This is a genomic window from Nocardia niigatensis NBRC 100131, from assembly GCF_000308655.1.
Lineage (GTDB): Bacteria > Actinomycetota > Actinomycetes > Mycobacteriales > Mycobacteriaceae > Nocardia > Nocardia niigatensis.
In genome coordinates this window covers 291827-312243 of record NZ_BAGC01000040.1, presented here as the reverse complement: position 1 = coordinate 312243, position 20417 = coordinate 291827, and the positions used below count along the sequence as shown (strand labels likewise).

The following is a 20417-nucleotide window of genomic DNA, read 5'->3' as shown; positions in this document are numbered from 1 at the left end:
AACCGAGGAAAACCCCTGTGCCGCACTTGAAGAGCCTGCGCGAGTTCATCGAGGCGCTCGACGCCATCGGCGAAATCCAGCACATCGACAGCGAGGTCGACTGGAATCTGGAGATCGGCGCGATCATTCGCCGCTCCTACGATCTGCGCGCCCCCGCGCCGCTGTTCAACACCATCACCGGGTACCGGGACAGCGGATTCCGCGTGCTCGGTGCGCCCGGCGCGCTGTCGGGCCCGCGACACCGTTTGGCGCGCATCGCACTCGCGCTGGGCCTGCCCGCCGACGCCACCGGTCAGCAGATCGTGGAGGCGCTCGCCGATGCCCGCACCAAGCCGGGCATCCCGCCCGTGGTGGTGGATCGTGCGGCCGCGCCCTGCAAAGAGAACGTCATGCTCGGCGAGGACATCGACCTGTTCGTCTTCCCGACTCCGAAGCTGCACGGCAACGACGGTGGCCGCTACATCCAGACCTACGGCATGAACATCGTCAAGACCCCCGACGGCTCATGGACCAACTGGTCGATCAACCGCATGATGATCCACGACCGGAACACCCTGGCCTGCCTGATCCCGGGACCCCAGCACCTGGGCATCATCCGCTCGAAGTGGACCGAGATCGGCGAGCCCATGCCGATCGCGCTGGCCATCGGCGTGGAGCCGGGCCTGCCGTGGGTGGGCGGCATGCCGATTCCCGAGGGCGAGGACGAAACCCACTACCTGGGCGCACTGTTCGGTGAGGGCCTGGAACTGGTCCCGGCCGAGACCGTCGACCTGCTGGTGCCCGCCACCGCCGAGATCGTGATCGAGGGCCACATCGCGCTCGACGAAACGGTCATGGAGGGCCCGTTCAACGAGTTCCCGGGCTACAACGCCACCGAGGCCGGTCCGAAGGCCGTATTTCACGTCTCCGCGATCACCTACCGCGACGGCGCGATCCAGCCGACCGTGGCCGCGGGCCCGCCGGTGGAGGAGGACCACACCATCATCGGCACCACCAGCGCCGCGGAGATCCTCTATCTGCTGCGGCAGGCCGGCCTGCCGATCTCGTCGGCCTGGTACAACTTCGAGGCCGCGGTGCACTGGCTGACCCTCGCGGTGAAGCAGGACTGGCACGAGACCACCGGGCTGGGCTCGCATGAGCTGGTGGACCAGATCGCCGAGATCATCTTCACCGGCAAGCCGTCGGTCAACGCGCCCAAGATCCTCGTGGTCGAGGACGATGTGGACATCACGAATCTCGACGAGGTGGTGTGGGCCTTCGCCACCCGCTCGCATCCGGATGTCGAACGCGGCGAATTCCATTACCCGGCAGCGGTTTCCGACCAGCTCGCGGTGTACCTGTCGCCGGAGGAGGCGCATTCCTTCATGGCGGGCAAGGTGATCTACAACTGCTTGCTGGCCGATCACTTCCCGCAGGGGCGCCGCCCGGTCAAGGGGAGCTTCGAGAACGGCTGGCCCGCCGAGATCCAGCAGCGCGTCCTGGACCGCTGGCAGGAGTACGGCTACCGCTGACAGCGGAAACAGACCGCGGGCGGGATCGTGCGACCGGACGAGGGGTGTCGGACGAGGCTTCGCCCGAGGCGGATCAGATGCCGCCGTGTGCCGCGACCGCGCGCACGGCGGCATCGGCCTGCCTCCGCGGCCTGACTGGTGAGCTGATCGATACTGGCGGGCGGCAGCACGGCGACCCGGACGGTGGTCTCGGCGTGGACATCATTGGCGTACGGGACGCCCGCCGGCATGGACGTCGCACCGACGGACATGCCCGGGGTGCGGGTGATCAACTGGTGCGGCGATTGTCGCGATCGGGAACATGAACCGCACCCGGCCGTCCAGGACCGGGAACAGTCCGCAGCCGAGACTGTCGCGCGCGACAGTCGATTCGTCGTGGACGATGGGCGGGTCTCGAATTCCTTTGCCAGGGTCGCCGATCGGCCAGGGCGAGCGCGTAGGTGAACGACTTGGCGATCGACCGAATCGTGAAGACGGCGCCCAGATCTCCGCTACCGCGGACGCGCCCGTCCGCGGTAGCCGGGCAGATGCCGAACGAATCGGGTTGCACCGCCGCCGGTTCCGGAATGTAGTCCGCCGGCGTTCCCGACGTGTCGGCCCGGCGCAGCTCGTACACTTCGTCGATGATGCGGGCCACGCCGCCTCCGGAGGGGGCCACTGGGCCACGTTGACCGGCGTAATCTGTGTGGAGCCTCACATCTGTCACGGATGTCGCAGGTGGCGTTTCGTTCCTGGCATCGGGGGCCGGAAACGGCTCCGTAGACTGTTGCAAACACAGGAGACATCCGGAGGGAGCAATAGCCGTGGGAGTGCTTTCCCGGGTCGACATGCCCGAGGACCTGCGCCGGCTGTCGGTACCGGAGCTGCACGAGCTGGCCGAGGAGATTCGCGAGTTCCTGGTGCGGAAGGTCGCTGTCACCGGCGGGCACCTGGGTCCGAACCTCGGCGTCGTGGAGCTGACCATCGCGTTGCACCGGGTTTTCGATTCCCCGGCCGACCCGATCATCTTCGATACCGGGCACCAGGCGTACGTGCACAAGATCCTCACCGGCCGCAAGGACGGGTTCGACACGCTGCGCAAAGAGGGCGGCCTGTCGGGGTACCCGTGCCGGGCCGAGAGCGCCCACGACTGGGTGGAGTCCTCGCACGCCTCGGCCTCGCTGTCCTACGCGGACGGCATCGCCAAGGCGTTCGCGCTGACCCGGCAGAAGCGCCACGTGATCGCGGTCGTCGGTGACGGCGCGCTCACCGGCGGCATGTGCTGGGAGGCGCTGAACAATATCGCCGCGGGGCAGGATCGCTCGGTCATCGTGGTGGTCAACGACAATGGCCGCTCCTACGCGCCGACCATCGGCGGGCTCGCCGAGCGGCTCGCGGGCCTGCGCACCCAGCCCGCCTACGAGCACGCGCTCGACGCCACCAAGCGGATCGTCCAGAGCATTCCGCGGGTGGGGGATTCGGCCTACTCGATGCTGCACGCCATCAAGACCGGCATCAAGGACGCGGTCGCGCCGCAGGAGCTGTTCAGCGATATCGGGCTGAAGTATGTGGGCCCGGTCGACGGGCACGATCCGGTGCAGCTGGAGGCGGCGCTGCGGCGGGCCAAGGACTTCGGTGGTCCGGTCATCGTGCACGCGGTGACGCAGAAGGGCCGCGGCTACAAGCCGGCCGAGGACCATGAGGCCGATCAGATGCACGCCATCAACCAGATCGACCCGGAGACCGGTGAGCCGCTGGGCGGCCCGTCCGCGCCGAGCTGGACCTCGGTGTTCTCCAAGGAGCTCATCGCGCAGGCCGAGCAGCGCGACGACATCGTGGCGATCACCGCCGCCATGCCGGGACCGACCGGCCTGACCCCGTTCGGAAATCGCTTCCCGGACCGCATGTTCGACGTCGGCATCGCCGAACAGCATGCCGTGACCTCCGCGGCCGGCATGGCCCTGGGCGGTCTGCATCCGGTGGTGGCGATCTACTCCACCTTCCTGAACCGCGCCTTCGATCAGCTGCTCATGGATGTGGCGCTGCTCAAGTTGCCGGTGACGCTGGTGCTCGATCGCGCGGGCATCACCGGCGACGACGGCGCCTCGCACAACGGCATGTGGGACCTGTCGGTGCTGGGCATCGTCCCCGGTATCCGGGTCGCCGCCCCGCGCGATGCCGTCCGGCTGCGCGAGGAATTGGGGGAGGCCCTGCACGTCAGTGACGGGCCCACCGCCATCCGCTTCCCGAAGGGCGCTGCCATCGAGGAGATTCCGGCGGTGGAACGTTTCGAGGGCGTGGACGTGCTGCGTCTGCCGGATGTGGAAGACGCAGCGGCGTATTCGGTGCACGCCGATGTGCTGCTGGTCGCGGTCGGCGCCTTCGCCGAACTCGCGCTCAAGGTCGCGGATCTGCTGGAGGCCGAGGGCGTCTCGGTGACCGTGGTCGACCCGCGCTGGGTGCTCCCGGTGTCCGACACCGTGGTGAAGCTGGCCGAGAACCACCGCCTGGTGGTCACCCTCGAGGACAACGGCGTGCACGGCGGTGTCGGTTCGACCGTTTCCGCCCGGCTCCGCAGCTCGGGTGTCGACGTCCCCACCCGTGACCTCGGCGTCCCGCAGCAATTCCTCGATCACGCCTCGCGTTCCAGGATCCATCAGGAGCTCGGCCTCACCCCGGGTGAGGTGGCGCAGCGCGTGCACGTCTGGCTCGGTGCCGCCGAAGCCTCCGGCAGCGAGATCGAGCAGGCCCTGCTCCCCGCGGCAGAGTAGCGCCCGTCAAGTCCGGAACAGGCCCGCGATCCTTCGATCGTGGGCCCGTTTTCTATGCGGAGCTGCGGTTCTCGCGTAGATTCTGAAACAGGTTACAGTTTCGGGACGGGAGTTCGGATGTCGTTTGTGCTTGTCGAGAAGCCGCGGCCGGGGATCGCGCTGGTCACGTTGAACCGGCCGGACCGGATGAACGCCATGGCGTTCGACGTGATGGTGCCGCTGCGGGAGACCCTCGAGGGCGTGGCGGCCGACAATGAGGTGCGGGTGGTGGTGCTCACCGGGGCCGGGCACGGATTCTGCTCGGGCGCGGACCTTCAGCACGCCGGGAAGGTGCCCGGGGTAGAGGGCTTGACGCGCACCAGCATCGCGCGCCGCTCCATGGAGCTGCTGAACAATGTGATGCTCACGATCAAGCGGATGCATCAGCCGGTGATCAGCGCCATCAACGGCGCGGCCATCGGCGGCGGGTTCTGCCTGGCCATGGGCACCGACATCCGAATCGCCGCGGAGGACGCCTATTTCCGCGCGGCCGGCATCAACAACGGTCTCACCTCCGCCGAACTCGGCATCAGTTACACGCTGCCGCGGGCCATCGGCTCCACCCGCGCCTTCGAGATCATGCTCACCGGTCGCGACGTCGACGCGACGGAAGCCGAGCGCATCGGCATCGTCTCCCGAGTCGTCCCCGGCGACAAACTCCTCGAGACCGCCTACGACACCGCCGACCAGATCATCCGCTGGAGCCGCGTCGGCGGCGAACTCACCAAGCGCCTGCTCTGGAGCGGACTGGAGGCCGGCAGTTTCGAATCCCACATGCAGAACGAGGGCCTGGCCCAGCTCTACGTCCGCCTCACCACCGACAACTTCGATGAGGCCATCCGAGCCCGCCGCGACCGCCGCCCACCCGAATTCCAGGACTGAGCGACGACCGCCGGAACCTCAGTGCGGGCCGCCGGATCCGAGCAGGTTCGAGCTGCCGGATCCGATGCTGCCGCCACCACAGCCGGCCTGCTGCGGCGGTTGCTGCGCGGTGGACCCCGGTGGCGCGGCGACGACGCTCAAGGTGACGGAAGCGGACTTGGATGCCTGGGTGAAGGTGATCTTGTGCGTTCCGGGGGGTCCACTTCGGAAATCCCTTGTGCCCCAGCTTTCTTGGGCGATACTTCCGGATCAGCTTTTCGGGTAGAGGGCTTCGCTCAGACGCGGGACGGTCAAAGTGCGCTGCCAGGGACGGGCGCCACCCGCGGTGAGGTAGCCCTCGATGAGGCTCGGGGCTTCGCCGTTGGCGACCGATTTGGGCAGGCCGTCCCAGCACATGCGGCGCAGCAGGTCCGGGGTGAGCAGGTTCTCGACCGGGACCGACACCTCGGTGGAGAGGTCGGTCATGGCCGCGCGGGCGCACTGCAGGCGGGCGGCGGCGGCCGGGTCGCGGCGCTCCCAGCGGTTGACCGGGGGTGGGCCGTCGAAGTGCTGGGTGAGCGGCGGGAGCTCGCTGTCGGGGAGGGCGCGGGCGCGTTCCACCGCGCCGAGCCATTCGCGCGAGTAGCGGCGCTGACGGGGTCCGCCGAAGATCGGCAGGGTGCGCAGCTGGGCGATGGACTTGGGTTCGTTGGTGGCGGCGGCCACGATCGCCGAGTCCGGGAGGATGCGGGCGGGGGCCACATCGCGCAGCCGGGCCAGGCGGTCGCGGGTCGTCCACAGTTCGCGGACGATGGCGAGCTGGCGGGTACGGCGCAGGGTGTGGATGCCGGAGGTGCGCCGCCAGCGGTCGGCCTTGGGGCCGGCGGGCTCCGCGGTGCGGACGTGCTCGAATTCCTCTGCGGCCCATTCGGATTTGCCCTGATCGGCCAGGTCGGTGGCGACGGCGTTACGCAGTTCGATGAGGAGCTCGACATCGAGGGCCGCGTAGTTCAGCCAGTCGTCGGGCAGCGGCCGGGTGGACCAGTCGGCCGCGCCGTGGCCCTTGCGCAATTCGCGGCCGAGCAGCTTCTCCACCATGGCGGCCAGGCCCACGCGCTCGTAACCCGCGAGGCGGCCGCCGAGTTCGGTGTCGAAGAGCCGGGCCGGGTGCAGACCGAGTTCGGCCAGCCCGGGCAGATCCTGATCCGCGGAGTGCAGCACCCACTCCAGCGGGTTGATCACCTCGGCGAGGGGCGTGAGGTCCCCGTCCACGGGGATCGGGTCGATCAGGAAGCTGCCCGCGCCCTCGCGCCGCAGCTGGATCAGGTAGGCGCGATTGGAGTAGCGGAAGCCGGAGGCGCGCTCGGCGTCGACCGCGAGCGGGCCGCTGCCGGCCGCGAGCCGGCGGGCGGCCGCGGCCACTCCGGCGGCAGAGTCCAGTACCGGCGGTACACCATCCACTGGCGCGAGCAACGGTACCGCGGCAGTGGCTTCGTGTTCATCTGGTACGGACATGGTCTTGAACTCTACGGGTTGGGCATTGGCGGGCCGCGTCACGTCGGTGAAACGACCGGCCGTGACACTGCGTCGGGCCATGGGGAATCGTACGTGGCGCCCGTCGATTTCGTTGCAGTACAGATGTTCTCGCAGGCGAGAGGGCATTTTCCGGCGACCGGCACGGAGATTCGCGGTGCGGCCGGCCTGTTCTCGCCCCCAATTACTCGGTGCCCTCGCCCCGGCGCACGTCCAGCCGGGTTACCCCCGCGGGCGGCAGCCCGGCCGCGTAGGCGAGCACCTCGCAGAAGGCTTCCACGTGCGGCCGCATGACGGTGTCGGACACGGTCCAGGAGGCGCGCAGCTCGAGCTGGTGCGCGCGCGGCGGCCCGGCGATGTCGCCGTAGCGCACCGAGCTGGTGGAGGTGACCGTGCCGCCGAGGGCGGTGAACGAGGTGCGCGAGTCGAGCGCGTCGACCAGCCAGCTCCACGCCACCTCCGGCAGCAGCGGGTCGGCGGCGAGCGCGGAGTCGATGTCGGCCTGGATGTAGGCGACCAGACGGAAGACGCCGTGCCAGGCTTCCTGCCCGGCCGGGTCGTGCAGCAGGATCAGCCGGCCGAACGCGTCGCCTTCGGAGTCGACGGGCACCACGTTCGTGTCGGGTCGCGTGACTTCCGCGCCGAGGGCGTACGAGTACGGGGCGAGGCGCTGCGGCGGGCGGATCGGTGCCAGCTCGATTCGAGGATGCACAGATGCGGTTCCCATGGCCTCGACCGCGGCGCGGAACCGGGCTGGTTCTTCGGGCTCCGGGGTCGGGGCAGCGCCGTCGCGGAAGTCGAGCGGTGTCACGAATGGCACCGTAGACCTCTCCGGTGCGGAGTAGTGCGAGGCGCGCCGCCGGGCCCCTTTACGATGGGCAGTGATGAGTACTCAGACCCGCCGCCAGCTGACCGATGCCCCGTTCCTCGCCGCCGCCACCGGTGGCGTGCCGCATCGGCGTCCGGTGTGGTTCATGAGACAAGCCGGCCGGTCCCTTCCGGAGTATCGGGAGGTGCGTGCCGGAATCGGCATGCTGGAATCGTGTTTCGACCCGGAGCTGGTGTGCGAGATCACCATGCAGCCGATCCGCCGCCACCAGATGGACGCGGCAATCCTGTTCTCCGACATCGTGGTTCCGCTCAAGGCCGCCGGCATCGACCTCGACATCGTGGCCGGAGTCGGCCCCGTGGTGGCGAACCCGGTCCGCACCGTCGCCGACGTGCGCGCGCTGCCGCGCCTGCGCGCCGAGGAGGTGGGCGCGGTCACCGCCGGTGTGAAGCTGCTGCTCGACGCACTCGGTGACACTCCGCTCATCGGATTCGCCGGTGCCCCCTTCACTTTGGCGTCCTACCTGGTCGAGGGCGGGCCCAGCAAGAACCACGAGCGCACCAAGGCGATGATGCTCGCCGATCCCGAGACCTGGCACCAGCTGCTGGGCGTGCTCACCGACATCACCATCGAATTCCTGCGCGCCCAGATCGACGCGGGCGTCGACGCCGTGCAGCTGTTCGACTCCTGGGCGGGCGCGCTGAGCCTGGCCCAGTACCGGGAATACGTTCTGCCGCACTCGGAACGGGTCTTCACCGAGATCGCGTCGTCCGGTGTCCCGCGCATCCACTTCGGTGTCGGCACCGGAGAACTGCTGGGCGCCATGGGCGAAGCGGGCGCGGACGTGGTCGGCGTCGACTGGCGGATCCCGTTGAACGAGGCCGTTCGCCGCGTCGGCCCTGGAAAAGCCTTGCAGGGCAACCTCGATCCCGCCGTCCTCTTCGCCGGCCCCGCCGCCATCGACGCCGAGGTCCGCCGCATCGCCCGTGAGGCCGATGAGGCAATAACCTTGGGAGCCAAGGGGCACATCTTCAACCTCGGGCACGGCGTTCTCCCCAATACCGACCCGGGCGTCATCACCGAGACGGTCGCCCTCATCCACAGTCTCCCGGCACCGCTCTGACCCAGGCGTCCGCGCCGCCGCGATGCGGCGGAACTGCGATCCGCGAGTCTGGCCGGTTTCGCGCTGTCCGTCCAGGCGTCGCGCGGACGCATCGGTGCGGGCTCATGGTTGTATGCGATCTCACCGTCGTTCCGCGCCGTGACGAACGGCTGATCATTGGCGAACGTCGCGAACGGCTGCTCGGCCCAGGCCGGATCGGCGTCGCTGGCCGCCGACGTCCGGGCGCCGCATGAACCGGGGATCAGTGGCGGGCAGACCGTCCGGGTCGAAATCCCATCATTGCCCGACGTCGACCGATGCGGTACTCGTGGTGCGGCATCGATCACGTCCCGGTGTGGGCCGGATTGGGCGAATGTGCTGGTGAGCGCGGCCCGTCACAATCCTTCCCGATCGGGCCGGGATTGTGGTGCTCGGCACCCGGGCGAACTACGACAGGCTGTCGGAGTAGGTTGGTCCGGGAGCGGCTCGTTGTCGAGGTGCGGGCCGCGGGTCGCGCGGGCGCGGCGTTGAACGAGTGGCGAGGAGTGGTCGATGCGGGTCGCGGTTGTCGGGGGCGGCATCAGTGGACTGGTGGCTGCGTATCGGATGCGGAAGGCGCTCGGGGACGCGGCGGAACTGATTCTGGTGGAGCGGCGGGATCGGGTCGGGGGGATTCTGCGCACCGTGGAGATCGAGGGGGATCCGGTCGATCTCGGAGCCGAGGCCTTCGTGGGGCGGCGGCCCGAGATTCCGGAGCTGATGGGGGAGTTGGGGATCGAGGACCAGCTCGTGCATCCGGCCGGGAAGCGGCCGCTGGTGTGGTCGAACGGAGCCGGGCATCGGCTGCCGGAGCGGACGCTGATGGGTATCCCCGCCGGGCCGGAATCGGTTGCGGGCCTGGTGGATGCGCAGACCCTGGCCGCGATCGAGCAGGAGCCGTCGCGGCCGCTGCGGTGGGAGCGGGGAAGCGACGTCTCGGTGGGGGAGCTGGTGCGGGATCGCTTCGGGGAGCAGGTGGTCCGGCGCAGCGTGGACCCGCTGCTCGGGGGTGTGTATGCGGGCCTTGCGGATTCGATCGGCGTGCGTGCCGCGCTACCGACGCTGGCCGCCGCCCTGGATCGCGGCGCGACCAGCCTGACCCGGGCCGTGTCGGACGCCCTGCCGCCGCCCAGCACCGCGCCGGTCTTCGGCGGTATCCGTGACGGCTACCGCGTCCTGCTGGACGCGCTGCGCACCGCCGCCGACGTGAAGGCCGAAATCGGCACCGCGGTAACGACTCTCACCCGCACCGCGCAGGGCTGGCGGCTCGACCCGGTCGGCGACGTGGACGCCGTGATTCTCGCCACCCCCGCCGCGGTCACCGCGGAACTCCTGCGCGAAGTGGCACCGCAAGCCGCCGAACTGGCCGCCGGCATCGAACTGGCCTCCTCGGCCGTGGTGGCCCTGGCTCTCCCGCCCGAGACCGCCCTCCCCGACAATTCCGGCATCCTGGTGGCCACCGGTGAACCCTTGCGAGCCAAGGCATTCACCCTCTCCAGCCGCAAATGGCCCCACCTCGCGGCCCGTGACGTGGCCTTGGTCCGAGCCTCCTTCGGCCGCTTCGGCGACCCGACCCCACTGTCCTGGTCCGATGACGACCTCATCACCGCCGCGGTCGAAGACCTGACCACCGTCACGTCGGCCGACATCCGACCCCTCCGCGCGGTGGTCCAGCGCTGGCCTGGGGGCCTCCCCCAATACGCCCCGGGTCACACCACCCGCATCGCCGACCTGCGTTCCGCCACAGCCGATCTCCCCGGCCTGGCGCTGGCCGGCGCCTACCTCGACGGCGTCGGCGTCCCCGCCTGCGCCGCGACCGGCACCAAGGCCGCCGCCCGCATCATCGACCACCTGGCCTGACCCCTGGAATCCACTCGCCTGCCGAGGAGGGCCGTCTCCAGCATCGAGGTCCTGGCGCGGAGACTCAGCGCGGCACCAGGTCCGTCGGGTCGGTGTTCGCACCGCAAACGATGACCGCCACCCGTTCACCGGGGGCGGGGACGTAGGCGCCCGAGAGGAGAGCGGCGAGAGCGGTGCAGGCGCCGTGTTCGGCGGCGACTCGGCGGCAGTCCCACAGGGTTTGGCGGGCGGCGGCGATCTGCTTGTCGGTGACGAGGACCGAGCGGACGTCGCCTTCGGCGGCGGCGGACAAGGCCATCGCAGTGACGCGGCGCGCGCCGAGGGAATCGGCTGCGATGGAGTCGATCTCGACGTCCACGGGCTCACCGGTCTCGAGAGCGGCGTTGAAGGCGCGACAGCGTTCGGGCTCGACGGCGACGACGCGCACGCCGTGATGGTTGGCCGACACCGTGATCCCCGTCAGCAGCCCGCCGCCGCCGACGGCCACGACCACGGTGTCGAGTTCTGGTACCTGCGTGACGATTTCGTCGAGCAGTGTGCCCGCGCCCGCCGCGATGTAGGGGTCGTCATAGGCGTGTGAGCGTAATGCCCCGCTGACGGTGGCGTATCGCTCGCATTCGGCGGCCGCGTCGGCGTAGGCGTCGCCGCCGCACAGCACCTGTGCCCCCAGCGCGTGTAGGCGCGCCACCTTCACCGCGGGTGCGGAGCCGGGCAGGAAGACGGTGGCGGCGGAGTCGACCAGCCGGGCCGCCCACGCGCACGCCACCCCGGCGTTCCCGCCGGACGCGATGGTGATTCCCACCTTGGGCAGCAGCCCCTGCTCCCGCTGTGCCAGTACGAAATTCGCGGCCCCGCGCGCCTTGAAGCTGCCGGTGTGCTGCATGTGCTCGAGTGCGAGCCAGACCTCGCCGGCGACCGGCACGGTGTCGGCGTCCGCGCGGGCGAGGACGACCGGCCGGGTGTGGCCGGAGATGCGGTCGGCGGCGGTTATCACGTCGGCATAAGTCGGATGCACTGGTGCTCTTTCGTTTGCGTCGCGGATTCTCGTCCCACCGAGTGGGTGCACGGCACGGCTCAGGAAACGCGCTCGAGCCGATGGACCCCCTTGCTCCACTGTAACTTGCGCTGGACATATGCCCAGGAACTCGAAGCGGCGACCCCCGGGGCCATCGCCCGGTCGGGGCCGGCGATCATCGAGATCCGCGACGCCCGCCATGACGGCTCGGGCCGGCTCATCGGCTCCTGGGCCGCCGTGGCGAGCTGAATCACGCCCTGCCCCACTTCTGGCCGGTGCGGGCGCAGTGGCACGATGGAGGCCATGGCGCGACTCGACTACAAGGCCCTCAACGACACCATCCGCTACCTCATGTTCTCGGTGTTCCAGGTGGAGCCCGGCGTGCTCGGCGACGACCGCCAGGCGGTGATCAAGGAGGCGCGCGCCTTCTTCGACTCGCTCGAGGAGCGCGGCGTGGTGGTGCGCGGTATCTACGACGTGGCCGGCCTGCGCGCCGACGCCGACTTCATGATCTGGTGGCACGCCGAGAGGATCGAGGATCTGCAGGCCGCCTACGCCGACTTCCGTCGCACCACCGAGCTGGGCCAGATCTCGAACCCGGTCTGGAGCAATGCCGCCCTGCACCGCCCGGCCGAGTTCAACAAGTCCCACATCCCCGCCTTCCTCGCGGGTGAGGAGCCGGGCAACTACATCTGCGTGTACCCGTTCGTGCGCTCCTACGACTGGTACCTGCTGCCCGACGAGGAGCGCCGCAAAATGCTGGCCGACCACGGCAAGGAGGCCCGCGACTACCCGGACGTGCGCGCCAACACCGTGGCCTCGTTCGCCCTGGGCGACTACGAGTGGATCCTCGCATTCGAGGCCCCCGAGCTGCACCGCATCGTGGACCTGATGCGCGATCTGCGTGCCACCGAGGCGCGCCGCCATGTGCGCGAGGAGGTTCCGTTCTTCACCGGTCCGCGCGTCGAGGTCGAACAGCTCATCGCCGCCCTGCCGTAGGGCATCGGATCTCGGAACTCTTCGGGCCCGGCCGCATCGTGCGGCCGGGCCCGATCCGTGTTCGCTCGAAGTTGTCCGATTGCCTGCCCGGAGAATTCGGGGCATGCGTGTATTCCTGTCTCCCCCATAGTCTTTCTGCGCATCGATCAGCTGCGCTGTCCGAGGGGTGCAGCCGGGGCGAAATCGAGTTGTGCAGGAGCGCTGTCCGTGGGCGCGGGATATCCCGCGCCCTCGAACACGCGCATATTTCGCCGCCGGTGAGAGCGGCAGACTATCGTGTGCACGATGGCCTGGCCGGTTGCTGTTGTGGTGCGGCGAGGTCTCATCTGTTGAGTGGTCTATTGGTCTGCATGTTTGTTCCACCGACATCGGAGGGCTTTGCATGGCGAAAGATTTGACGCAACTCGAGCTGCTGACCGAGCTGGAACCGGTCGTCGGCAGCAATATCGACCGGCACCTGTCCATGGCGAAGGATTGGAATCCGCACGACTACGTGCCATGGGACGACGGCTACAACTTCGCCGCGATGGGCGGAACCGACTGGGCCCCCGAGCAATCCAGGCTGTCGGAAGTGGCGAAGGTCGCGATGATCACGAACCTGCTCACCGAGGACAATCTGCCCTCCTACCACCGCATCATCGCGGAGAACTTCTCGATGGACGGCGCGTGGGGCACCTGGGTGGGGCGATGGACCGCGGAGGAGAACCGCCACGCCATCGCCATGCGCGACTATCTGGTCGTCACCCGCAGCGTCGATCCTGTTGCGCTCGAGCACGACCGGATGGTCCACATGACCAGGGGCGTGCACGCACCCCAGGGGTTCGGCGGGGTACTCGATCAGGTCGCCTATGTCACGTTCCAGGAACTCGCCACTCGCGTCAGCCACCGCAGTACCGGCCGGGTGTGCAACGATCCGGTCGCCGATCGCCTGCTGGCTCGCATCGCCGCGGACGAGAACCTGCACATGATCTTCTACCGCAATGTGACCGGCGCCGCGCTGGACGTCGCACCGGATCAGGCCATCGAAGCCATCACCTCGGTGGCGCTGAGCTTCACGATGCCGGGCCACGGCATGCCGAACTGGCGTCGCAATGGCGTGTTGATGGTCAAGCACGGCATCTACGACTTACGCCAGCATCTCGACGAGGTCCTCTGGCCGGTGCTGCGGACCTGGAAGGTGTTCGAGCGCAACGACTTCACCGCTCGCGGCGAGAAGGTCCGCGAAGGACTCGCCATGTACCTCGAGAAGCTCGAGAAGGACGTCATCCGATTCGAGGAACAACGGGCCCGCATCCTGGCGCGCGAAGCGGCCAAGGCCGAGAAGGGTCTCGCGACCGTCCGGTGAGCTCAGCTGGTGGAGTCCGCCGCGGGGTGCAGCCGCAGCGAGATCGAGTTGATGCAGTAGCGCTTGTCCGTGGGCGTGGGGTAACCCTCGCCCTCGAACACGTGCCCCAGGTGGCTGTGGCAGTTGGCGCACAGCACTTCGACACGTCGCATGCCCAGCGAGTTGTCCTCCACCAGCACGACCGCGTCCGACTGCGCCGGGTCGAAAAACGACGGCCAGCCGCAGTGCGAGTGGAATTTCTCGGCGCTGCGGAACAGTTCGGCTCCGCAGGCCCGGCAGGAGTAGACGCCGTCGGTCTCGGTGTCGGTGTACTCGCCTGTGAACGCCCGCTCGGTGCCCGCTTCGCGCAGTACCCGGTATTCGTCCGGGGTCAGCTTGGTCCGCCATTCCTGCGGGGTCAGCTGGATGCGCGGGGCGGGCAGTCCCGCAGTCTCGGTCGTCGAGGTGTCGCCTTCGGAACTCATGGTTCCACGCTAGTACGCGGCGCCGGCCTTCGTCCGCGCCGGAGCGGCGACCTCGGTGTCCTCGGTGTCCTCGGTGGCCCATTCCGGGTGCATCCAGGCGGGGTCGAGGGACTTGCCGACCTGCAGCCGGCCCTCGCGCTTGGCGGCCAGGTAGCGGTCGCCGAGGACGCAGAACGCGACGATGAGCAGCAGCGTCCAGCCGAAGGTGGTGCGCAGGTACTCGAGCACCCGCCCGACGTGCTGCCAGCGGTCGGAGAGCCACTTGTCGTAGGACATGAACCCGAACACCGCGACCCAGGCGGGCCAGTTGCGCATCACCGAGTTGCGCAACACCACGGTCATCAGCAGCGGGAACAGGAACATCGAGTAGTACATCTGGCCCAGCGGCCCGAGCAGCAGCACCGTGGTGATCATGATGCCGGCGGAGGTGCAGACGAAGAAAACCTCGTCGTCGCGGTAATACCGGTAGAGCAGCCACAGGGTGAGGGCGACGATCGTGGCCATGGCGATCCGGATGGTCCAGACCAGCCAGTCGGCGACACCGTAGTAGGCGCCGTTGCCGACGATCGCGCTGTTGAAGTAGTCACGCGAGGCGGACAGGTAGGGCAGCGTCTCGGTCCAGAACTGCTTGTAATCCACGATCAACGGCCAGGCGAGCAGGTTGAGCGCCACCGGGATGCCGAGCGCGGTGATGAACACCTTCCACTGTCCGCGTACGAGCGGAATCAGTAGCAGCGGCGCTAGCAGCGGTCCCTTCACCGTGATGGTCAATCCCAGCGCCACACCCGCCCACAGGTCCTTGCGCTTCAGCACCAGGTGCAGGAACCCGACCATGGCCAGGAACAGGCACCCGTTGATGTTGGTGAACACCAGCGTGTTGGTCACCGTCTCCGAGCTGAACATGGCCAGCAGCAGGGCCGGCGCGGCCACCGAGTTCAGCGTGAAGTCGAACAGCTTCAGCAGCAGGTACCAGGCCAGCAGGATGGCGAGCGCGTTGACCAGGATGAAGCACCAGCGCGACTTCTCGGGGTCGATGATCGCCAGCGGCGAGATCAGCAGCGTCCCGCCGGGCGGGTACAGGTAGTGCGGGTCGGTGGTGTCGTAGTTCTCGCCGTAGATGGCGTGATGGTTCAGGAACGCCAGCGAGGCGTTGTACACCGGACGGAAGTCGTCGGTGATGTACCCGTTGACAGCCTTGATGAACACCCGGTTGAGCACGGTGAGTATCGCGATGGGCCACAGGGCGAAGCTGAATACTTCGGCGGTGGTGCGAGCAGTGCGGGGCTCGAGCTGGCGAAGGAACACTCGGGCACGGTACACCGAAACCCGCCGTCACACATGCGCCGACCCGCCTTAGGGTTGCGTGGCACACACCGCACCCACCGGTCGGAGGAATCCCCGGCCGACCCCGAATGGTCCAGCCAGTCAAGCACACTCCTCCGGCCGGGGCGGGGTGACCGGCGTCACTCGGCGGGTCCGGTCAGGCCGGGCAGGCGGTGCCGTCGGCGGGGAGGGTGGCGTCTTTCAGGTAGTCGGCGAGGGACTGCTGGGCACAGCCGGAGTGGGTGAAGGTCGGGTGTCCCCAGCCCTGCCAGACGACGGTGGAGGTGCGCGCCCCGGCCGCGCCGAGCGCGCCGGTGACGGTGGGGCGGCCGTCCTGGCCGGTGACGGGGTCGGCGCTGCCGCCGAGTACGAGGACGGGCAGGTGGAGCTTGTCGGGCAGCGTCATGGGGGTGGCTGCGGGCCAGGCCGAGCAGGCCATCAGGTCGATGGCCGCGACCTTGCCGAACACGGGATACTGTGTGCCCCAGGTGGTTTCGAGTGACTTGGCCTTGTCTGGGGTGGAGGGCTCGTGATTGTCGCTGCAGCGGTTGACGAATTGACCGTCGCTGGCGACGCCCGCGGCGGCGCGCAGCACGAACGGGGTGATCGGCCCGTGGTCGCCCTTGCCGAGGGCGCTGAGCGCGTCGGCGAATTCGGTGATCTGCGGATTGCCGGTGGCCCGGGAGTCGCCGAGGAATCCGCTCAGGGTGGTGACCAGGACGGAGGCGGACAGGTCCCCGAGCTGTCCGGCCGCGGCCCTGTTCACCAGATCGATGACGGCGGTCCGCGGGTCGCCGCCGAGCGAGCAGTTCAGCGACGCGCACCGCTGCCCGAACGCGGTGAGCGCGGCCTCCTGCCCCTTGACCCGCTGTTCGGCGCGCCCGTTCGCGTCCGTGCCGACCGCCTGCGGCGAGTCGAGGACCAGCCGGCCGAGGTGCTCTCCGTACTTGCGCGCGTAGTTCAATGCCACGTTCGCGCCGGTTCCGGTGCCCAGCAGCGCGATGTGGTCCACCTGCAACTGCTTGCGCAGCTGCTCGAGGTCGTCGGCGGCGTGCGGGGCGTCGAAGGTGGCCTGGGCGGGGGCCAGGAAGTCCAGGCAGGCCACGGTGGCGTCGCGCCCGGCGGTGCTCATGGCGTCGACGGCATCGGTTGCGCCGCGGGTGAATTGGCTCTGATCGGCGATGGCCTTGCGCTGCGGGTCGGTCATGCAGGCCACGGGCTGGGAGCTGCCGATGCCGCGCCGGTCGACCGCGATGATCGGCCGCGCGGCCAGCAGCGCGCTGGCGGGCCCGGCCGCGAGCCCGGCCAGGGTGGCTGTCGAGGACCGATCCGATCCTGAGGTCAGGATGAGCGGTGCGGCGTCCTTGGGGGTGCGGTCGTAGCGGGCCCGGATCGCCGCATTGCGGAAGTTGCCGGCCACGTTTCCGGCGACGTCCACCTGCGAGGTGTATTCGGCGCATTCGAGCATCAGTCCCTGCGGCGGCGCGCCGAGCGACAGCAGGCTCAATGTCGGTGCGGTGCAGTCCTTCCAGGCCAGCTCGGCCTTGGGCACCTCGGGGGCGGGCGGGGTGGCGTCGGCGGGCGCGGTGGAGGTGGCGGCGGCTCCGGCCTGGTGCGGCTGTTCCACGGCGACGGCGGGCCGGTTGGACGGCCCGGCCCCGCACGCGGTGGTCACCAATATCGACAGTGTCGACGCCAGCAGAGCGGCCCGAGTCCAGCGCATGCGGTACAGCCTGCCAGGTCCGGCACGCGGTTTCAGCCTCGGGTGTGCGCGCGTTCCCATCGGGTGAGGATCGTGCCGTCGGTGTCGATCAGCAGGTGGCAGGGGTTCATCGGGGTGGGCAGGGCCTTGGGGGACACCGCGATTCGGCTCGCGGTCCCGCCTACCAGCTGCGGGGATACGGTCAGGCACAGCTCGTCGACGGCCCCGGCGGTGAGGAATTGGCCGAACAGCGAGGGGCCGCCTTCGCACAGCACCCGCCGCAGTCCGCGTCCTTCGAGCGCGGCGCGGACGGCGGTGACGGTGGCTTCGCCGGGCTCGGCTTCGATCACTTCGGCGCCCGCGTCGATGAGCAGCTTCTTGCGGTCGTCGGGCGCGGCGGTGGTGGTGAGGATGATCGGCCGCGCCCCGGTGTCGGTGAACAGCTTGCTCGCCGGATCGAGGGCCGCGGTGCTGGTGACGACCGCGATGCGCGGCGGTGTCCCGTCCGGGTCGCCGCCGAGGCCCTCGCGGTGCAGCCGCTTGCGCAGCTCCGAATCGGTGTGCGCCGCACCGTAATTCTCCGCGCGCACGGTCCCCGCGCCGACCAGCACCACGTCGGCCAGATCCCGCAGCAGCCCGAAGATCCGCTTGTCGGCGGGCGTGCCCAGCGCACCGGATCGCCCGTCCACACTGACAGCCCCGTCGATGCTGGTGACGAAGTTGACACGCACGTACGGCGCGGATGGCTCGATCGGATACGCGTACAACTCGACCAGGTCGTCGCGGGTGAGATCTGTGAGCTGAATCGCATTCGGCATACGCTGCATAAGGCCCCATCACACCACGCATCTACGCTGACGCAGTGCAACAACGCCTCGTCGATCGCCACCCGGAGGTTCCGGCAGACCAGCTCGTGGCCCAGATGGTTCCCCCGCCCACCTTCGACGAGGTGAGCTTCGGTTCCTACATCCCGGATCCGAAGGAACCGTCTCAGGCCGCGGCCGTGCTGAAGGCCGAGCTTTTCGCGGATCAGGTGGCCAAGCTCCGCAAGGCCGCGGACAAGAAGAGCCTGTTCGGCAAGAAGAAGCCGGTGCACGGCATCGGCCTGTACCTGGACGGCGGCTTCGGTGTGGGTAAGACCCACCTGCTGGCCTCGATCTTCCACAGCGTGCCGGGCCCCAAGTCCTTCGGCACCTTCGGCGAGGTCACCAATCTGGTCGGCGCGCTGGGCTTCAACAATGCGGTCGAGCGGCTCTCGGGCAACAGTGTGCTGTGCATCGACGAGTTCGAGCTCGACGATCCGGGCGACACCATGCTGGTCTCGCGTCTGCTCACCGAGCTGACCGACCGTGGTGTCTCGATTGTGGCCACCTCCAACACCCTGCCGGGTCAGCTGGGTGAGGGCCGGTTCGCCGCCCAGGACTTCCTGCGCGAGATCAAGAAGCTGGGCGCGCTGTTCGAGGCGGTCCGGGTGGACGGCCCCGACTACCGGCACCGCGATCTGCCGCCCGCCCCGGAGCCCACGGCCTTCGAGCTGCTGGCCGAGAAGGCCGCCGACACCCCGGGTTCCACGCTCGACGATTTCGACGCGCTGATCAAGCACCTGAGCACGCTGCACCCGTCCCGTTACGGTGCGCTGATCCACGAGGTCTCGGCCGTGTACATCTCGGATGTGCACTCGGTGACCGATCAGGCTGTCGCGCTGCGCGTCGTGGTGCTCGCCGACCGCCTGTACGATGCGGGCATCCCGGTGACCGTCTCCGGCGCGAAGCTGGACCAGATCTTCACCCAGGAGATGCTCGACGGCGGCTACCGCAAGAAGTACCTTCGCGCGATCTCGCGTCTGCTGGCGCTGTCGCGGTTCGAGGTTCCGGCCCACGCCTGATCTCCCGGCGGTGAGGGCACCCCGGCCGCTCTCATAGTTTCCTTAGGTAATAAATTCCGGGGGTCAGCGAAAGCCGTGCCGAATTCGGTTTTCGGCCCCGGAAGGAGAAACGCCTTGCGTACCCGTGCTGCCCAAGCCGCCGCGGTGGTCACCCTCGCCCTGTCCGCGACCCTCGGATCGGTGGCGACCGCCTTCGCCGCCGACCCGCCCGTCGCCACCAGCAGCGTGCTCGCGAACACCGACAGCCGTGCCCTCGGCCTGACCGGCGTGCTCAACGCCCGGGACGCAGGTGGCTACCGGACCGCCGACGGCCATGCCGTGCGTAGCGGCCTGGTCTTCCGCACCGGCGACCTCAGCAAGGCCACCGACGCCGACCTGGCCCAGCTGGCATCGCTGAACGTGGCCTCGATCCACGATCTGCGCACTGGCTACGAGCAGCGGTTCATGGGCGTGGACAAGGTCCCGGCCGGTGCCGCCGAGCATCACGACGACATCATCGGCCAGGCTCCGCCGCAGGTGATGGCCTCGACCCTGTCCGCGGGCACCGACCTGTACCGCGCCTTCATCACCGCGCCCGGCGCGAACGAGGGCTTCGCGAACGTGCTGCGCGACATCGCCTACCACCCGGGCGGCGTGCTGTTCCACTGCACCGCGGGCAAGGACCGGACCGGCTGGACCTCGGCCCTGCTGCTGACCATCCTGGGCGTGGACAAGGACACCGTCTACTACGACTACCTGCTGTCGAACTACTACCGGGGCGCCAAGGACGGCGACATGATGAACGGCGTCACCGCCTCCGCCCTGGATTCGGCCTTCGATCAGGTGAACAAGAGCTACGGCAGCTTCGACGACTATGTGCGCGAGGGCCTGCGGCTCTCGGACGCGGACGTGGCCGCGCTGAAGGTGAAACTGTTGGCCTGACAAGGTCGTTCACGATGTCACGGCGAACGTGATCGGCCGGGCAACGCCCGGCCGATGTGAGCCACGGCAAAGTGGTTGATGGTCTCGCGTCGCACCGATAACGTACCGGGCCTCATGGGTTTCGGTTTCCTGTTCTTGGGATCGCTTCGCCGCGTTGAGCTTTGCTCCGCGTCGAGTCCCCACCCACGCCTGTCCGCCTGTCGGCGTTCGATTTTCGCTTGGGCTCCACCCATCCGGCT

At 68.9% G+C, this 20417-nt stretch carries 17 protein-coding genes and 1 pseudogene; 10 read left to right on the top strand and 8 right to left on the bottom strand.

Annotated features, from left to right (window positions below; translation table 11 throughout):
* The first annotated feature begins 17 nt into the window (after positions 1-17).
* On the top strand, positions 18-1511 hold the full coding sequence (locus tag ON33_RS14240; RefSeq protein ID WP_040858976.1) for a UbiD family decarboxylase: 1494 nt from the start codon (positions 18-20) through the stop codon (positions 1509-1511).
* Positions 1512-1926: 415 nt separating this feature from the next.
* Here the strand turns inward: ON33_RS14240 and ON33_RS43310 are convergent.
* Positions 1927-2148 (bottom strand): annotated as a pseudogene (locus tag ON33_RS43310) (glutaminase); the annotation flags it as partial.
* Positions 2149-2314: 166 nt separating this feature from the next.
* Between ON33_RS43310 and dxs the strand changes: the two are divergent.
* Both dxs and ON33_RS14220 read left to right on the top strand, forming a co-directional pair.
* Positions 2315-4261: a 1-deoxy-D-xylulose-5-phosphate synthase gene (gene dxs, locus ON33_RS14225; protein WP_040858971.1), complete on the top strand. Its 1947-nt coding sequence runs from the start codon at positions 2315-2317 to the stop codon at positions 4259-4261.
* A gap of 117 nt (positions 4262-4378) precedes the next feature.
* Positions 4379-5182 carry an enoyl-CoA hydratase gene (locus ON33_RS14220; protein WP_040858970.1) on the top strand — a complete coding sequence of 268 codons (804 nt, stop codon included), beginning with the start codon at positions 4379-4381 and terminating at the stop codon, positions 5180-5182.
* A gap of 249 nt (positions 5183-5431) precedes the next feature.
* On the opposite strand, the gene ON33_RS14215 is transcribed toward ON33_RS14220, so the two are convergent.
* Both ON33_RS14215 and ON33_RS14210 read right to left on the bottom strand, forming a co-directional pair.
* Positions 5432-6676, bottom strand: a complete 1245-nt coding sequence (locus tag ON33_RS14215) for an HRDC domain-containing protein (protein WP_040859274.1) — start codon at positions 6674-6676, stop codon at positions 5432-5434.
* A gap of 202 nt (positions 6677-6878) precedes the next feature.
* Positions 6879-7505 (bottom strand): DUF3000 domain-containing protein, encoded by a 627-nt coding sequence (locus ON33_RS14210; protein WP_083868946.1) that lies wholly within the window; start codon positions 7503-7505, stop codon positions 6879-6881.
* A gap of 73 nt (positions 7506-7578) precedes the next feature.
* On the opposite strand from ON33_RS14210, the gene hemE reads away from it, so the two are divergent.
* Entirely contained in the window at positions 7579-8646 is a 1068-nt protein-coding gene (hemE, locus tag ON33_RS14205; RefSeq protein WP_040858967.1) for a uroporphyrinogen decarboxylase, read from the top strand.
* Between the two features lie 531 nt (positions 8647-9177).
* Complete coding sequence (locus ON33_RS14200; RefSeq protein WP_040858965.1) at positions 9178-10524, top strand: protoporphyrinogen oxidase; 1347 nt, start codon at positions 9178-9180, stop codon at positions 10522-10524.
* Between the two features lie 64 nt (positions 10525-10588).
* Here ON33_RS14200 and ON33_RS14195 read toward each other — a convergent pair whose 3' ends face one another.
* On the bottom strand, positions 10589-11539 hold the full coding sequence (locus tag ON33_RS14195; protein WP_040858964.1) for a serine/threonine dehydratase: 951 nt from the start codon (positions 11537-11539) through the stop codon (positions 10589-10591).
* A gap of 105 nt (positions 11540-11644) precedes the next feature.
* Between ON33_RS14195 and ON33_RS43305 the strand changes: the two genes are divergently transcribed.
* The 3 genes from ON33_RS43305 (at position 11645) to ON33_RS14185 (ending at position 13883) form a co-directional block, all read left to right on the top strand.
* Positions 11645-11788, top strand: a complete 144-nt coding sequence (locus ON33_RS43305; protein WP_245550523.1) for a hypothetical protein — start codon at positions 11645-11647, stop codon at positions 11786-11788.
* 54 nt (positions 11789-11842) lie between these two features.
* Positions 11843-12538 carry a hydrogen peroxide-dependent heme synthase gene (hemQ, locus tag ON33_RS14190; RefSeq protein ID WP_040859270.1) on the top strand — a complete coding sequence of 232 codons (696 nt, stop codon included), beginning with the start codon at positions 11843-11845 and terminating at the stop codon, positions 12536-12538.
* 382 nt (positions 12539-12920) lie between these two features.
* Positions 12921-13883, top strand: coding sequence for an acyl-ACP desaturase (locus tag ON33_RS14185; RefSeq protein WP_040858962.1), 963 nt, complete (start codon positions 12921-12923; stop codon positions 13881-13883).
* A 2-nt stretch (positions 13884-13885) separates the two neighbouring features.
* Here the strand turns inward: ON33_RS14185 and msrB are convergent, their stop codons facing one another.
* The 4 genes from msrB to ON33_RS14165 all read right to left on the bottom strand — a co-directional run bounded on the left by msrB (position 13886) and on the right by ON33_RS14165 (position 18199).
* Positions 13886-14347 carry a peptide-methionine (R)-S-oxide reductase MsrB gene (gene msrB / locus ON33_RS14180; RefSeq protein WP_083868945.1) on the bottom strand — a complete coding sequence of 154 codons (462 nt, stop codon included), beginning with the start codon at positions 14345-14347 and terminating at the stop codon, positions 13886-13888.
* 9 nt (positions 14348-14356) lie between these two features.
* Positions 14357-15652, bottom strand: coding sequence for a glycosyltransferase family 87 protein (locus tag ON33_RS14175; protein ID WP_083868944.1), 1296 nt, complete (start codon positions 15650-15652; stop codon positions 14357-14359).
* 175 nt (positions 15653-15827) lie between these two features.
* Positions 15828-17393 (bottom strand): alpha/beta fold hydrolase, encoded by a 1566-nt coding sequence (locus tag ON33_RS14170; protein ID WP_040858960.1) that lies wholly within the window; start codon positions 17391-17393, stop codon positions 15828-15830.
* A 32-nt stretch (positions 17394-17425) separates the two neighbouring features.
* Positions 17426-18199 (bottom strand): pyrimidine reductase family protein, encoded by a 774-nt coding sequence (locus ON33_RS14165; protein ID WP_040858959.1) that lies wholly within the window; start codon positions 18197-18199, stop codon positions 17426-17428.
* Positions 18200-18234: 35 nt separating this feature from the next.
* Between ON33_RS14165 and zapE the strand changes: the two genes are divergently transcribed.
* Positions 18235-19257 (top strand): cell division protein ZapE, encoded by a 1023-nt coding sequence (gene zapE, locus ON33_RS14160; protein ID WP_051152107.1) that lies wholly within the window; start codon positions 18235-18237, stop codon positions 19255-19257.
* A 114-nt stretch (positions 19258-19371) separates the two neighbouring features.
* Positions 19372-20178 carry a tyrosine-protein phosphatase gene (locus ON33_RS14155; RefSeq protein WP_040858956.1) on the top strand — a complete coding sequence of 269 codons (807 nt, stop codon included), beginning with the start codon at positions 19372-19374 and terminating at the stop codon, positions 20176-20178.
* Positions 20179-20417 lie beyond the last annotated feature (239 nt).